The sequence below is a fragment of the Helicobacter baculiformis genome (genome assembly GCF_900197685.1).
Lineage (GTDB): Bacteria > Campylobacterota > Campylobacteria > Campylobacterales > Helicobacteraceae > Helicobacter > Helicobacter baculiformis.
Window position 1 is genome coordinate 1 of sequence record NZ_FZMF01000033.1, and the last position, 15,862, is coordinate 15,862.

The window sequence follows — 15,862 nt, forward strand, 5'->3', positions numbered from 1 at the left end:
GGGGGGGGTTTTGGAGTGGAGGGTTTGCACGCTCAAAGCAGGGAGCAGGTCTTGTAGCATTTTTTGGACAATGGGCATGCTTTGGATATGGTTGTAGATGTAAAACACCTGCCCCTTGCGCCGCAATTCTCTTAAAATAATCTCTTTGAGCAATCCGGGGGTTTTTTCTTTCACAAAGGTGCGCACGGGGGGTTTGCTCTCTGGGGGTGTGGCTAAGTAGCTGATGTCTTTAATGCGCGCTAGTGCCATGCTCAAGGTGCGCGGGATGGGGGTAGCTGACATGCTTAAAAGGTGCACATTTTGGCTTAAAGCCTTGATGGCTTCTTTTTGTTTCACTCCAAATTTATGCTCTTCATCTACTACCACCAAACCTAGATTTTTAAAGTTTGCCTCCAAGAGGGCGTGCGTGCCCACCACCACATCAATACCCCCCTCTTGCAAACCCTGTAAAACGCGCTTTTTATCCTTGCTAAAGCGATCGAGTTTGGCAATAGTGATGTTAAAGGGGCTCAAACGGGCTTGCAAGGTGGCAAAATGTTGGGTGGATAAAAGCGTGGTGGGCACAAAGAGCGCACTTTGGTACTTGGCTAGAGCGAGCGCGTAAATTGCCACAAGAGCGACCTCAGTTTTGCCAAAGCCAACATCTCCATTTAAAAGGCGATCCATCACCTGCGCGCTGGCTAGATCGCCTAACACCTCCTCTATGGCGCGCGCTTGATCCTCTGTAAGCTTAAAGGGGCGCGCGTTATGAAAGGCTTTTAATTGGGCAGGATGGGGGGCAATTCTCACCCCCTCAAGCAGCATGCGATTGGCGTGCGCGTGGATAATATCCCCAGCCAAGCTCAAGAGCTCGGCGCGCATTTTGGCTTTGATCTTGCTAAAGCTCCCCTTGCCTAGCTTATCTAGCGTGGGCGTGTTGGGGGCGATGTAGCGCTCCAATAGGTGTAGGTTTTCTACCGGCACAAAAAGGCGGTCTTGGTTTTGGTATTCTAGGGCGATGAAGTCGCGCACACTCCCCAAAACGCTTTGTTGTACCAGCCCCTGAAAAATCCCCACTCCGTAATCTTCATGCACCACAAAATCCCCGCTACTAAGCTCACTGAGCGCGAAGTTTAAGGGCTTGGCTTTGGGGGGTTTGGGGTAGGTGTGCAGGGAGATAAAAATGTGTGTGGGGGTGCTAAAATGCAACACGCAATCAGAAATGCAGGATCGGACATGCGACTCTAGGGGGGGTAAGTTGTCATAGGCGCGGTGTAATAGCGTGATTTGATGTTGGGGGTGCAAAGCGCAAAAATCGCCCAAATCTTTTAAAGGCAGGCGCAAATCCTGACAGCCCGGGGGGTGCTTAAGTTGGGGCAGAGCTAGGATTTTTTCTAATTGGGGGATATGCTCCAAATTGGCGTATTCTTGGGCTTCTTGGTACGCCTCAGCGCTCAAGAGGGTAGGGTACTCCTCCCACAAATAACCCCCCCAATCTTGTAACGCCCAAAAGCCCAAAGAGGCTATATCGGGCACTAAACTATCTGTGTTTAAATCTTCAAGGCGTGCTAAAAGGCTAGCATGTTGCTCTGAGGTGAGGCTAAAGAGAGCGGGGGGGATTTCTAGGCGTTCTAACAGCTCTGAGTCGCTCAATTGTGTGGCTAGCTCAAAGGTCTTAATGTCCTCGCACTCCTCCCCAAAAAAGCTCAGGCGGTGGGGTTTAGAAGACCCGGGGATAAAAATATCCACAATGTCCCCGCGCACGCTCACCTCCCCGGGCAACTCCACCATGTCCACAAATTCATAGCCATAGGCGCGTAAGCGTTCTTGCAAGGCTTCTAAGGGGCAGGCTTCTAGGGCTTGGATTTGGAAGTGTTGGCATAAAAAGGGTTTGGGCAAAGGGTATATTAGCGCGCTCAAAGGGGCGATGAGCAAGCACTCTTGGGCGCGCGCTTGGGCTTGGTAAAAGAGGCGCAACTGGCTTAAAAGCGCGCTTAATTCGGTATAGAAAGCGCGCATGTCGTCCAAATAATGGGCGCGTAGTTCCGGGAAAATAAAAAGGGCTTTTTGGGGGGCAAAAAAACGCGCCACTTGCAAGGCTTGGCGCGCCTGTGCCTCATCTTGCACAAGGAGTATTGTACTCTCAAGCCCCTTTAAAAGCGCGCTATAAAGGCTGGCTTGAATCAATTAGGCTTTCTTTTCTGCCAGCAAAGCATTTTTCTTATTTTCTAGCAGGGGGTGGGCATTGTCTTTAGGGCGGCTTTCTCCTACTAAAATCCCCTTGCGTTCAATAATAAGTTCTGAACTGGTAATCTTGCCATCCACAAAACCCAAGGGCATAATCTCAATCACATCTGCCTGAACATTGCCGTTGAGTTTGCCACTCACAACGAGTTTTAACGCCACAATATCTCCTAGTACTACGCCATTTTTTCCAATCACCACGGTATTGTTAGACTGAATAGAGCCTTCCACTTCACCATCGATGTGAAGATGGCAATTCATATTTAGAGTACCTTGGAGTTTAGTGCCTTGGGCGATGATGGTGGCGGAGCCATTAGTAGTTTGTTTATTGTCGTTAGTAAAGATTGCCATGCAATGTTCCTTTCTTGTGTGAAGATAAAATCGAAGTTTTTCATGTTCCATTTAATGAAAAAGATGGGGTTGATGGGTTTATCCATGAAGCGCACTTCGTAGTGCAGGTGCGGTCCCGTGCTCATTCCAGAGCTCCCGCTATAGGCAATAAGCTGTCCCTTTTTGACAAATTCCCCATCTTTGACGACAATTTTGTGCAAATGTGCATAATAGGTCTTAAATCCAAAGGGGTGGTAAAGCTTGATGAGCCGCCCATAACCCCCATTCCAACCATTGCGTGCCATGCCCACCACTCCATTAGCTGTGGCGTACACCAGCGTGTCAATGGGGGTGCTCAAATCCACACCGGTGTGGTTTTGCATGCGGTGCAAGATGGGGTGGTAGCGTTGTTGGAATTCACTAGAAATGCGGCGATAGGATTCTAGAGGGTTGTCATTGGGGATAAAGCGCATGATAAAACTTTTCTGCGCCCCTGTGATGCTAGCCACATCTAGGCGCGCGCTCAGGGGGGTCTTATCTTCTTGGGTGTCATTTTCTACTCCTACAAGGTCTTCTAAATTGCTCACCCGCTCTCCAGCCAAAAGTAAGTCTTCCACATATCCGCGTACTTTTTCATTTAAACGCGTGTGGGCTTGCGAACTCTTTTCAAATTCTGCATGCAAAAGCTTGGTTTGGGCTTTAGTGCGCGCAATCTGCGTATCAAAAGTATAGATCACAATCACCAAAAACAAGAGTACACTGAGCACCAGCAATAATAGGTAATAAACAATCTGTTTATAGATTGCGTGCACATTGATAGATTTACTGCCATCTTGATAGGTGAAGACAAGAATTAAACGCCTATTTAACCACACGGAATACATCTTTCAAAGATTCTAGCTTGGGTGTTACATTTTGGTAATCTTGGGTTTGAGCGATGTCTTCAATGCTGTAAAAAAGATTTTTCCAATTAATATTAGAGTCTGTGAAGAGTGTATCAAAATTCTTGAGACTCCAGCTAAGGTAAGAGGGCATATCCACTACCTGCCCTAAAAAACGGATTTCATAATGAAGACCTTGCGCGCGCGCATTTTTATTGTTGCCGCTGTAACCGACAAGTTGTCCTTTTTGTACAAAGCTGTGGGGCTTGAGCACAATGCGATCTAGATGGGCATAAATCGAGCTAAAGCCAAAAGCATGTTCTAAGCGCACCAAATTCCCATACCCCTGCTTGCTCAAAAGCACCACATCCACAATGCCACTAGCACTGGCATAAACGGGTGTGTTAGGAGGCGCGTCAAAGTCATAGCCCGCGTGTGCTTGTAGTCTGTTAGGCACGGGAGGAGTGAATGTTTTGCGTGTGTATGTGGCTAAAGGAATACCATTAGGAATCAAGGCTAGAGCTAAGTTCTTGCTCGCCAAAGGAAGGGATTTTAAATCGATATGACTATACACTTGTGCGTTCAAGGTGTCGCCTTTTTTAACCCGCAAAATACGCTCTAAATTCTTGATTTGACTGGTTACAAGGGCAATTTCGTGGCTTTTTTGTTTTACATCTTGTTTTAGCATATTATTCTTATGATAGAGCTCTTGGTAGTTAGATTCTACAATGCTCTTCTCTAAAGTCATTCTACCTAGCTTCTTAACCAAATAACCCAATCCAATCCCTCCGCCTACAACACTTATCAGCACAATTAAAGCAACGATGACAAGATATTTTTTCACATTCCTAGACAATCTGAGTTGTTTTGAACCGCTTTCATCAATAATAGTGAGCACAAGTTTATCTTGCATGATAGCCTTTCAAAAAGGCGCGCACCACGCTAAAAGACCCCCCCACCACCCAAAGCGCGCGCAACGCCTTAAAAGCTTCCCAATTAAAACGTGCCCATGCCACACCCACATCCTCTAAAACTAGTGCGAGTTCTTGCATGTCTATTAACTGGGGATCTTCAAATTCCAACACCCATACACGCGCGATAATGGGTTTTAAACATGCCAAGACACCCCGTACATCTTTTCTAGAGTAGCTATGATACACCAAGTGGATTTTTTGATCGCCAAAGTTCTCTTGCAAGGCTTCTTTTAACGCCTGCGCTCCGCTTACATTGTGCGCCACATCTATAATCAAATGCTCCTCTAGCCTTTCAAAACGCCCGCGTAAGTTTAAAGGAGAGGGATTTGTGGAGGGTTGGGGAATTTGGAGCGCTCCTAGAGCTGTGAGCGCGGTTTGGAAATTTTGGGCTAAAAAAGGGGGATAATAGTGTTGGCTGGCATAGATCATTGCCCTCTCTTGAGGGGGGCTGACGGAGAATAGCGCTAAACCGTATTCCTGTGCCATATGGTGGGCTTGTTGGGCTATCTTTGATTCTTGAGGGGCTAGAATCACGGGCGTGTTGGGGGTGAGTGTGCCCATTGTGGCTAATTTGGTGTGGGCGATTTGCTCTAAGGTGTTGCCCAAGCGATCGGTGTGATCTAAACTAATGGGTGTGATCACCAGTGCCGCGCGCGCGCGCAAATGTGTCGTGCTATCCCATTCCCCCCCAAGCCCAGCTTCTGTAATCATGTAGTCGCAACCCTGCGCGAGGATCACAGCCAGGAGGGTCATATATTCAAAAAAGCTAATCTTGGGGTCTAGGTGGAGCTCTTGTAGGCGCGCATGGGCATGTTCTAATTTCGCATCGTTCACTAGAGCACGATCTTTATAAAAGCGTTCGTTGAGGGTTAAAAGATGAGGGGAAGTGAAATGCAGGACTCTAAACCCGGCTTGCTCTAAAAGCAAAGTGAGAAAACGCCCCGTGCTCCCCTTGCCATTGGTGCCAACGATTTGGATTTTAGGAACATTATCTGCAAAAAATTCCAAAAAGTGCGCGTAAATTCTAGGAAAACGAGCGGGGTCAAAGGGGGCGTATTCTTGCGCGCGTGTGGCTAAAAATTCGCTCAAGCTCATTTGTTCAACTTGCCCTCATAAGCGATTTGGGAAACAAATTGGGTCAAAGTTTGATCTAGGGCTTGCGAGATCGCATAAAAGCGATTATTGTAAGTGGTGAGGGGGTTTTGTAAAGACACCGCATAGTTATAATACCCGCTATTACTATATTTTTTCACCACCCCTTTTTTGTTGTCATAGGTGTAATCCACATATACCGTAGCCCGGTAAAAGGTGGTGAAACCCTCTTGATTTTGGCTAATGGAAGTGTCCGCCACTTTGGTGATCTCTATGGTGATGATGGAGTCTGCTTGTTGCTCGCTAGTTAGGGTGTTTTGGAAGCGCTGCACAATCACGCGATTGAGCATATCCTTAAAAGCCACTGAATTCTTAGGGTTGGGTAGATTAACAACGAGACGCACGAAAATACCCTGCCCCAGCGCATTTTCTGCAAAGGTGGCAATGGGTTTATAGCCGCATGCCCCCAAGATGAAGATCAAACCCACAATCCACACTCTCATCAAATCACAAAATTGACCAATTTAGCAGGCACAACCACTTCTTTACGAATCTCTTGATTCTCTAGCCATTTATGTGCCTCTACTTTGGCTTGGGCTAGCAACGCGTCGCGATCTAAATCCTTAGCCACGACCATGCTCGCGCGCTTTTTGCCATTGATGGTGATGGCGATCTCGATGCTCTCTTGCTCTAGGGCTGTTTTGTCCACCTCTTGAGGTTTGAAATTTTGGCATTTAAAGAGACGATTGGCGATTTCAGAGCACACATGGGGGATGATGGGCTCTAGAATATGGGTTAAAATGTAATAGGCTTCGCTCCACAGGGCGGGATTAGAAGTTTTTTCTAACGCATTGAGCGCCTCCATGCTTGCGGCAATGAGGGTGTTAAAGGGGTAACCGGGTTGTTTTTTCTCAAAGATGGCATGGCATTTTTGCAAGGCGGTATGCACCTTGGCGCGCGCCTGTTTTTCTTGGGCATTGAGATTTTCTAGCTTGGGGGGGTGATCGCAGGGGAGAACTAGAAAAGACTTCTCATAAAAGCGTTTGATAAAGCGCGCCCCCCCCTCTAGGGCTTTGTCATTCCAATCTAGTTCTTTACTAGGGGGGGCGACAAAGTGGATATAGAGCCGTGCGATGTCTGCGCCGTACTTGCTTAAAATCTCTTGGGGGCTGACCACATTCCCCTTAGACTTGCTCATCTTTGCCCCCTCTTTAAGCACCATCCCCTGCGTGGTCAAGCAGGTAAAGGGCTCATCAAGGCGCACATAGCCTAAATCGCGCAACACTCTAGTAAAGAAGCGCGCATAGAGGAGGTGCAAGATCGCATGTTCCACCCCGCCGATGTATTCGTCCACACCCAACCAATAGTCCAAAGCTTGGGGATCAAAAGCTTCTTTTTCCCAGAGTTCTTTGGGCGTGGCATAGCGCAAAAAATACCAACTGGATTGAAAAAAGGTGTCCATGGTGTCGCACTCTCTGAGTGCGGGGCGATTGCATGTCGGGCAGGTGCAGGCTCTAAACTTAGGATGCTTTTCTAAAGGATTGCCCTCCCCATCAATATTGACGTCTTCGGGCAATAAGATGGGCAAGTTTTCGTGTTTTTCAGGCACGAGTCCGCAGTGATCGCAGCGCACCATAGGGATGAGCGCGCCCCAGTAGCGTTGGCGACTAATCCCCCAATCTTGGAGACGATAATGGGTGATGCGTTGCCCTAAACCCTGTGCCTCAAACCAATCGCTCAATTTTTCGCGCGCTTGGGCGGGGGTTAAGCCGTCATAGTCATGGCTGTGTTCTAAAAGCCCCTCTTGGCTGATCACGGATTTAATGGGGATATTTAAAAGCGTGGCAAATTCGTGATCGCGTGTGTCGTGAGCGGGCACGCCCATGAGCGCGCCACTCCCATAGCTCTCTAGAACGAAATTAGCCACATAGATAGGGATGCGCTCACAACTTAGGGGGTGCAAAGCATATAGGGGCAATAACACCCCCTTTTTCTCCATAGATCGCGCGCGCGCGCTGGTGTTTTGCATTTCTATAATGGCTTGTTTGATGCTAGGCTCTAGCAGATCGCGCTCTAAAAGCACGCCCACACTCGGATGCCCGGGGGCTAGGGCGATGAAGGTTACTCCGTAAATGGTGTCTATACGGGTGGTAAAGACTTCAATTTGGGCATGCGAATCTAAAAGAGCAGCGCTTTCAGGGGCTAGGGTAAAGGCAAAAGCCAAGCCCTGCGATTTGCCAATCCAATTTTCTTGCATGCGCAGTACTTGGGCTGGCCAATGCCCTTCTAGGGTTTTTAAACCCTCTAAGAGTTCTTCAGCGTACTGGGTGATCTTGAGGTAGTATTGGGGCATCTGTTTTTGTACCACAGGGGTATCACAGCGCCAACATTTTCCATCAACGACCTGTTCATTGGCTAGAACGGTTTTATCCTTAGGACACCAATTCAGCCACGCCTCTTTTTGATAAACCAAACCTTGTTTGTACATTTCAATAAAAAAGCCCTGTTCGATCTTGGTGTAGTGAGGATCGCAAGTGGCAAACTCCCTCTCTTTAGAAAAAGAAAAGCCCAACGCCTGAAATTCTATGCGCATTTTGGACATGTTTTCATAAGTCCATTGTTTAGGGTGGATGCCATACTGAATTGCCGCATTTTCTGCAGGCATGCCAAAAGCGTCAAAGCCCATCGGGTGCAAGACATTGTAGCCCATTTGGCGGTAATAGCGCGCTAGAGCGTCCCCGATAGCGTAATTGCGCACATGCCCCATGTGGATCGCCCCGCTAGGGTAGGGGAACATGCTTAAGATGTATTTCTTGGGTTTACTAAAATCCTTAAGGGGTTCAAAAACCCCGCTTTGTGCCCAAATATTTTGCCATCTTGCTTCTATGGTGTGTGCGTTGTAGTGTTTCATCAGTACTCCGTATCGGTATTTTTCGCGCCATCAATGATGATCACCACCAAGCAAAAAACATTGCTCACCAGCGCGCCGATCATCAGCGTGTAGGCAAAAATAGAGCTATTGAGAATCTGTAAAAAAATGAAAGCGGGGATAAGGTGTAAAAGCGCAGCCAACGAGCCCCCCAAGAGTTCAGAAGCAAATTGTTTTTGCACCCCGATTTTAAGCGTGGTGGTGATGAGATTGAGCGCGAGCGCGATGAAAAGCACGACCACATTAGGATCGTAAAAAAACCCTGCTATAGAAGTGGTGCTCCCTAAGCTAAAGATCACAAAGGCGACACGACCCCAATCCATGCGACTCCTTACCTAGACACGCCCGTGCTCATAGAGCTGTCTTAGGCGTTCTTTCTCTTGTTTGCGCTTGAGTTTTTTGAGCTCATTGTCATGGTAACGCCCCAAGTCAAAACCCAAGAGTACCGCCAATCTTGGAGCAATGAAGATTGAGCTGCAAGTCCCTACGACTGTACCCACCAACATGGGCAAAGAAAAGCCTATGAGAATTTTAGAGCCAAAGAGATAGAGCACTACTAAGACAAAGAAGACCGTAAGAGAGGTTAGCAGGGTGCGACTAAGCGTGTTGGAAATAGCTTGGTTGATCAGGGCATTTAAATCTTGCTGCTTGCGTGTGAGCATGCCCTCACGAATGCGATCAAAAATAATGATCGTGTCGTTAATAGAATAGCCTAGTAAAGTCAAAAGCGCGGCGATCACCTCTAAATTGAGATCAATGTTAAAAACGATTACGCTCACCGCTGTAACCAAAGTATCATGGGCTAGAGCCAACACCCCGGCTAAAGCAAAACGCCACTCATAGCGAAAACTCACATAGAGCATCATTGCAATGATGGCCAATACGAGCGACAACACCCCCTTTTCTTTGAGTTCGCTCCCCACTCTAGGACCCACACTGTCCAATTTACGGATTTCAAACTTGCCCAAGGGGCTAAGAAGATGACTAATTTGTGTGCCTAAATCCTGTTTAGCACCCTGCTGGGTAGCTAAAAGGGGGATTTTAATCACCATTTCTTCAGGCGCACCAAACTCGCTCACTTGCACCCCTTTAAAGGCGTGCGCCACAGCCTCACGCACTTTAGCCACCCCCACCGCCTTTTCAAAGCGCACTTGCACCACACTCCCCCCGGCAAAATCCACCCCCAAATTAAAGCCCTTAAAAAATATCAAAAGCATACAAACAAGTACAAGCGCGCCTGAAAAGGGTAGTGTAAAACGGGCATAGCCCATAAAATTCAAGACCCTTACACGCTTAAAGAGTTCCATGCTTAGCCTTTTTAGGAAGTTTGGGGTGCGCGTTTAGGCTAATCCCAAACCAAAAGTAAAGCCCTCTCTTTTTGGAGAGTTTAGAGGCAATGGCTTGGTAAAAACCCTGCGTACCAATGATGGCAGTCAGAATAGAAGCCAAAATCCCAATCCCGGTGGTGAGTGCAAAGCCCTTGATCGAGCCCGTACCATAGGCATAGAGCAAAAAAGAGGCAATGAGAGAGGTGAGATTGGAGTCAAAGATCGCGCGCGAGGCGTTGGCATAGCCTGAACGCAACGCTTGTGCCACACTTTCATTTGCTCGAAGTCCTTCGCGGATGCGCTCATTGATAATAATATTGGCATCCACAGCCATCCCTACAGTGAGCACAATCCCGGCCATGCCCGGCAGAGTCAAGGTTGCCCCAAAGAGCGCCATCACCGCGATGATCAAAAAGAGATTGACCACCAACGCTACGCTGGCAATCACTCCAGCCATCGCGTAATAAAAGATCATAAAAGCGATGACCAAGACAAACGCTCCGGCTAGGGCAATCAAAGAGGTATGGATACTATCTGCCCCTAAACTAGGTCCAATAATGCGCTTTTCTAACACACTAATAGGTGCGCTCAAAACCCCACTTCTAAGCGTAATGGCCAAATCACTTGCCTGCTCCACGCTAAAGCTCCCGCTAATTTGCCCGCTCCCCCCCCCGATGCGCTCGCGAATATAGGGCGCAGAGTAAACCTTATTGTCTAAGACCACCGCCATGCGCTTACCTACATTAGAGCCTGAAAAATCCCCAAAAATCTTTGCCCCTCTAGAATCCAAACTAAAGCTCACCACCGGTTGGTTGTTTTTATCATAAGCCACTTGCGCGTCAGTGAGCATTTCCCCATCTAAAATAGGGATCGCCTTTAACAATAATTTACCCGCCCCCCCACTTTGGGGCGCATAGGGCAAGACCACATCGCCTAGCTTGTGAATCTCCTCTGGGCTCAATTCTGCTAGATAGGGGTTTTTCTCCTCATCTACGGCCATCATCTGCAAATGGGCAGATTTAGTGATCAAATCCTTAGCCCGCTGCTCTTCAGCAAGAGTCTTGATCCCGGGTAATTGCACTAAAATTGCGTCCCTGCCCTGTTGGAGCACTGTGGGTTCGGCTAGCCCGAATTGATCGAGGCGATTTCTAATGGTGTTAATGACTTGCAGGAGGGTTTGCTGTTGGAAGGTCTGTATCTTTTCAAAGCCTAGAGAAAGGGTATAATGCTCTTGGGCTACACTCACCTGCACCCCATCCTTGCTAAAATCCTCTAAAATCTTGTTGAGGGCTTTGGCTTCATCGGGGTCTAAGAGATCAAACTCCACTCCCTGCAAAGAAGATCGCAAGTCCTTGACTAAAATATTTTGCGCTTTCAGGTCATAGTCCAACGAGGTGGCGATAGAAGTGTATTTGTTCTTGAGTGCCTCTTCAAGTTGCACTCCTAATAACAGACTCAAACCCCCCCTTAAATCTAGTCCTAAGGTGATCTTGGGTCCCTTAGTCTGTAACAAGCTAGGCAGAGAAAGTCCCACCCCAAAAATCAGCGCGATCACAAAGACGAGTAAGCGCGCGTTAAATACCCGCCCCAAAGACTACTGCGCCTCTTTCTTCAAAGAAATGGGGTTACTAGCAAGCTCTTCATCGATCTTATAGGCGACATAGTTTTTAGCCAGCTTGACTTCCAAGCCCTCGTTTAATCTTACTTTAAAAAAATTCGCTTCGGGCTTGATCACCTCACAGATGAGTCCCCCTTGAGAGACAATCTTATCGCCTTTTTGGAGGCTATCTAGCATTTCTTTATGCTTTTTTGCTTGTGTGCGCTGGGGACGAATAATAAGAAAATAAAAAATAGCAAAGAGTACCAATAAAGGCAAAAGCGAGGTCAAGATTTCCTTAGCTTGATTCATACAACTCCCTTGTGAGATTCAAAACTTCGATTATAATAACTTTACTTAAGGCTTGGCTTTAAGACCCTCTTTTTTATGAATCAAAACCAAGTACAGGGTGCCCAATATCCCTGAAATGATCGAAGCTAACAAAATAGCGACCTTGGAAACCTCCATCGCATCCTTATTATTAAAAGCCAAATTAGACATGAACATGGACATGGTAAAGCCAATGCCTGCGAGCATGCCCGCCCCTAGAATCTGCGCCCAACTCACTCCATCGGGGCGTTTGGTGATCTTAAACTTCTCAGCTAGAAAGGTAATGCCAAAAATGCCAATGGGCTTACCCACCACCAGTCCCAACACCACGCCCCATAAAATTTCATCTACATGAAAATTGAGCTCCTTACTAATAGCCACTCCCGCATTAGCCAACGCAAATAAGGGCATGATGAAGTAAGCGCTATAGGGGTGCAAAGCGTGTTCTAGGCGTTCTAGGGGGCTTTGTAATTTTCTAGTGGCGTCTTGCAAGGTGTAGAGAATGTCGCGTTGCTCTTGTTCTAGGGGTTTGTTGGTGCTGTGCGTGCTGGGGTTAAACGCGCTCTTAAAGTTTTCCACCATCGTGCTAAAACCCTGTACAGCCTGCTTGCGCTGGGTGATTTTAATAGGGATGGTGAAGGCTAGTGCTACGCCGGCGATAGTGGCATGAATCCCGCTATTGTACGTGGTGATCCACAGCCCCACCCCTAAGAGCAAATACGCCCACAAATAGCGCACCCCTAGCATATTTAGCAACACCAACACCAGCAAAATCCCCCCCGATCCAGCCAGCCAAGCCATGTGTAAATTAGAGCTATAAAAGATCGCAATCACCACGATCGCGCCCAAGTCATCGGCCACGGCTAAAGTTACTAGAAACACCTTGAGCGCAGGGGGGACGCGCTTACCTAGCAATAAGATCACCCCCAAAGCAAAGGCAATATCTGTAGCCATGGGAATCCCAAAGCCATGCGCGCTGGCTGTGTTGGCGTTCAAACTATGATAAATCAAGCCCGGGACAATCATACCCCCCAAAGCGGCGATCACAGGAAAGGCGGCTTTGGCAAACCCGCAAAGCTCGCCATAGAGCACCTCGCGCTTGATCTCCAAACCCACCAAGAGAAAAAACAACGCCATGAGCACATCATCAATCCATTGGTGGATAGAAAAACCAAAGAAATGTTCTCCCACCCTAAAGCCCACTTGGGTGTGCCATAACTCAAAATAGTAAGGGGCTAAAAAAGAGTTGGCATAGATCATCGCCCACACGGCGCTCACAAAGAGAAAAATCCCTCCAAAAGATTCGCTTTTGACGAAGTCTAAAAAAAGATTCTTGGGCGTTTGTGTCATCGCTGTCCTTCTTGAGAGATTATAAGGGGCGCACTTGCACGCCCGATTCTAACGCGTAAATCAAAACCCCCTGTACTTGGCAATCCGGATAAACGCGTTGCACACTTTGTTGGTAAGCTAAGATTTGTTGGCGGTGCTTATTTTGATAGCTCTCTCCACTCTTGTAATCCAAAATGCATAAACGCGTGGATTCACTCACAAGCATGTCCATTCTGATCACATGCCGTCCTGTTTTAAAAGAGAGTTCCACAGCAATATCGCCATGCAATAGAGCTTGAAACGCGCCTGTGTGCTCCAGGGTTTCTAGGCGCGCTAAAACCCGATCTATGTCCACACCCTGAAAGCCATAATGATACCCTAAATAGTCTTTTAAAGTGGGTCTATCAATCCCATAACCATAGTGTAATTCTAACGCCTTGTGCAGCACCTCCCCAAACCGCAACGCCTCACTAGAAAAATGCGAATCCTCTTGTGTTTGTTGCAAGTGATCGTCCTGCCTCCCAAAGGCGCGTTGGCGATCTAGCAAAGCGGGGGTATCCTCTAGCAGGGGTGTGTGCGGGGGAGTGGGGCTAGGCACGATTGTACCCTTTTCTAAGGGCTGGAGTTGCAGGGATTCAAAGGCGCTTTTTTCTGTCTGCTGCACAAGGATCAAGCTGTGTTTGGCGCGCGTGCATGCCACATAGCGTACATGCTTTTCTTCGGCACTCTGACGCTCTTTAAAGGCTTGCAAAGCTTGCGCATAGTCCAAATCAAAGTGTTCACGCCCCTTTTGGCGATAAAAAGGTGTCAAAGAGCCCTTTTGATAAAGGGTGAAAAACTTAGAAGTGTCCGCCTTGCTCCCTCCCAAAGGCTCGACCACGAGCACATGCCCAAATTCCATGCCCTTAGATTTATGGATCGTCATCACTTTAATCCCCTGTGCGCTTTGGTGGCTAAAGCCCAAATCCTCTTTTTCTAACACCTCTATAAAGCGCGTAGGGTCATGGTGGGCTAGGGAGAGTTCTAAAAAATGGCGCGCTGGAGGGCTATAGAGCTGAAAATGGCGCATGAGCGCTAGAACAAACCCGCCTAAATTGGCGTTGAATGCGGGGACATCTAGAGAGGCGTTCAAGGGCAGACCTAGCAATTTGAGCATACATGCGCGGTGGTAGGGTTTGTATTCTTGGGGGGCTAAAGCGTGTTTAAGCGCGTGCATTAAGATTTTAGCCTCTCTTTGGGCTAATAGATGGGTGTCTGTCTCGCTGATAATGGGTACGCCCCGCAGGGCTGGGGTGGCTTCTTGGGCTTCTAGCAGATGATCTTTAATACAGATCGCATCTTGGTTTTTAAAGCAAAGAATGGTGATCTCTGAAGGGTCTACGCGCTTTTGCAACAGTGCACACACTTCTTGAGTGAGGGTCTTTAAAAGATCCTCTTTGGGCGTTTGGCGTACTTTAACATAGCCTTCTTGGGCATCTTGATAAGGTTCCTGGGACTCATAATCTGTAAACACTTGAGAAAAGATCGTATTAACAAATGCTAGGATGTTTTTATCACTACGGTAATTGTGGGTTAAGGGCTTGCTGTGAAATTGACCGCACACTTGTTTAAAGAGATCGCTATAACTCCCCCTAAAGCCATAAATGCTCTGCTTCACATCTCCTACAAAAAACACGCTCCGCTGGGCTAAATTCTGCCCCTTACCCGCTTTGATTTCATCAATCAGGGGTTTTAGAATTTGGTATTGCAACACGCTGGTGTCTTGAAATTCATCGACTAAAATGTGGCTAATACGGCTATCGAGTCTAAAATAGAAAAAATCTCTATCAAGCAGACTCCCCGCTAAAAGGGCATGCGCTTTGAGGGCAATGGCATTAAAATCCAATTGGGTAGGGCTGTGGGTATGGGCTTGATAAAGGCTTAGAAAACGATTCAAATCTTTAAACGCCAAAGACTCTTGAACTTGGTAATACAAGGCGATGTTCTCTTGCAAAGCTTGGAAATCAGGAGTTAAATCCTGCAGGGCATATTTTTTAAAGTAAAGGTAGGTCGCGCCCTCTATGATGGGCTTAAAAGATTTGAGGACCTCTTGGATAGAGGCACATTTAAGAGCATTTTGGGCGCGTGGGGTGCTCACCCGTTTTTTGATCTTGCCTTGGAGCGCGCGCGCTTGGTGTAGAATTTCTGCTTCAAGGGTGGCTATATCAGGGGTACTTAGGATTGTGGGAGGGATGACACTAATCCCGCTGTAATACAGCTCTAAAATCAAGCCCAACGCGTGAATGGCGTTAAAACTATCCCCAGTGTCCAAAATGCGCTGGCAAAAGCCCCGTAACGCATGCATATCCCTAGCCTTGAGAGACAATAAGAAGCCTAGTAATTTGTCCTCCACGCTCAGATAACTCACCTTAAAGGACGCGCTCACCCCTACAAAGTAGCTAAACTTGCGCAAGACTTTTTGCAAAAACGCGTCAATGGTCATGATTTGGGCATTGTCTTGCAAGAATTGCGTATAAACTTGAGAGATGTGCTTGGCGATGGTAGGGATTTCAAGGGCATATTCTTGTTCTAATGCCTTTAAGAGATTGTTATTTTTAAAATTTACAGGCGTGCCACTTTTATCACTTTGTATGTAAGTCAAGCCATCGCTTAATAGATTCTCTAGGGCTTGGATGATGCGTTCTTGCATTTGCAAGGCTGCTTTATTGGTAAAAGTGAGCGCTAGGATTTCATGGGCGCGCGCGCCTTTCAATAACAACGCCACATAGCGCAACACCAGCGCAAAGGTCTTGCCGCTCCCAGCTGAGGCGCGCAACGCCAAATAGGCATTTTTACCAGCGGTGCCCATG

13 protein-coding genes are annotated in these 15,862 nt (G+C 47.5%); all 13 read right to left on the bottom strand.

Features of this window, described 5'->3' with window-relative positions; all coding sequences use genetic code 11:
* Window positions 1-2,166: DEAD/DEAH box helicase (locus tag C6G87_RS05800; RefSeq protein WP_104752582.1), on the bottom strand; the 2,166-nt coding region annotated here is incomplete at its 3' end.
* Window positions 2,167-2,574, bottom strand: a complete 408-nt coding sequence (locus tag C6G87_RS05805; protein WP_104752583.1) for a bactofilin family protein — start codon at window positions 2,572-2,574, stop codon at window positions 2,167-2,169. It lies immediately after the preceding gene.
* Complete coding sequence (locus tag C6G87_RS05810) at window positions 2,487-3,428, bottom strand: M23 family metallopeptidase (protein WP_104752584.1); 942 nt, start codon at window positions 3,426-3,428, stop codon at window positions 2,487-2,489. The genes C6G87_RS05805 and C6G87_RS05810 overlap by 88 nt, the downstream gene beginning before the upstream one ends.
* A complete protein-coding gene (locus C6G87_RS05815) occupies window positions 3,415-4,347 on the bottom strand; it encodes a M23 family metallopeptidase (protein WP_104752585.1) in 933 nt (310 codons plus the stop codon). Before C6G87_RS05815 ends, C6G87_RS05810 begins: the two co-directional genes overlap by 14 nt.
* On the bottom strand, window positions 4,337-5,503 hold the full coding sequence (locus C6G87_RS05820) for a bifunctional folylpolyglutamate synthase/dihydrofolate synthase (protein ID WP_104752586.1): 1,167 nt from the start codon (window positions 5,501-5,503) through the stop codon (window positions 4,337-4,339). The genes C6G87_RS05815 and C6G87_RS05820 overlap by 11 nt, the downstream gene beginning before the upstream one ends.
* Window positions 5,500-6,003 carry an LPS assembly lipoprotein LptE gene (gene lptE / locus C6G87_RS05825; protein ID WP_104752587.1) on the bottom strand — a complete coding sequence of 168 codons (504 nt, stop codon included), beginning with the start codon at window positions 6,001-6,003 and terminating at the stop codon, window positions 5,500-5,502. The genes C6G87_RS05820 and lptE overlap by 4 nt, the downstream gene beginning before the upstream one ends.
* The gene (leuS, locus tag C6G87_RS05830) at window positions 6,003-8,411 is read right to left on the bottom strand and encodes a leucine--tRNA ligase (RefSeq protein WP_104752588.1); all 2,409 of its coding nucleotides are present in this window, start codon (window positions 8,409-8,411) and stop codon (window positions 6,003-6,005) included. Before leuS ends, lptE begins: the two co-directional genes overlap by 1 nt.
* Window positions 8,411-8,752 carry a DUF6394 family protein gene (locus C6G87_RS05835; RefSeq protein ID WP_104752589.1) on the bottom strand — a complete coding sequence of 114 codons (342 nt, stop codon included), beginning with the start codon at window positions 8,750-8,752 and terminating at the stop codon, window positions 8,411-8,413. Before C6G87_RS05835 ends, leuS begins: the two co-directional genes overlap by 1 nt.
* A gap of 12 nt (window positions 8,753-8,764) precedes the next feature.
* Window positions 8,765-9,736 (bottom strand): protein translocase subunit SecF, encoded by a 972-nt coding sequence (secF, locus tag C6G87_RS05840; RefSeq protein WP_104752590.1) that lies wholly within the window; start codon window positions 9,734-9,736, stop codon window positions 8,765-8,767.
* A complete protein-coding gene (secD, locus tag C6G87_RS05845) occupies window positions 9,723-11,348 on the bottom strand; it encodes a protein translocase subunit SecD (RefSeq protein WP_104752591.1) in 1,626 nt (541 codons plus the stop codon). Before secD ends, secF begins: the two co-directional genes overlap by 14 nt.
* Window positions 11,349-11,351: 3 nt before the next feature.
* Window positions 11,352-11,666 carry a preprotein translocase subunit YajC gene (gene yajC / locus C6G87_RS05850; RefSeq protein ID WP_104752592.1) on the bottom strand — a complete coding sequence of 105 codons (315 nt, stop codon included), beginning with the start codon at window positions 11,664-11,666 and terminating at the stop codon, window positions 11,352-11,354.
* Between the two features lie 45 nt (window positions 11,667-11,711).
* Window positions 11,712-13,034 carry a sodium/proton antiporter NhaA gene (nhaA, locus tag C6G87_RS05855; protein WP_104752593.1) on the bottom strand — a complete coding sequence of 441 codons (1,323 nt, stop codon included), beginning with the start codon at window positions 13,032-13,034 and terminating at the stop codon, window positions 11,712-11,714.
* A gap of 19 nt (window positions 13,035-13,053) precedes the next feature.
* The gene (locus C6G87_RS05860; protein ID WP_158653110.1) at window positions 13,054-15,861 is read right to left on the bottom strand and encodes a RecB-like helicase; all 2,808 of its coding nucleotides are present in this window, start codon (window positions 15,859-15,861) and stop codon (window positions 13,054-13,056) included.
* Window position 15,862 lies beyond the last annotated feature (1 nt).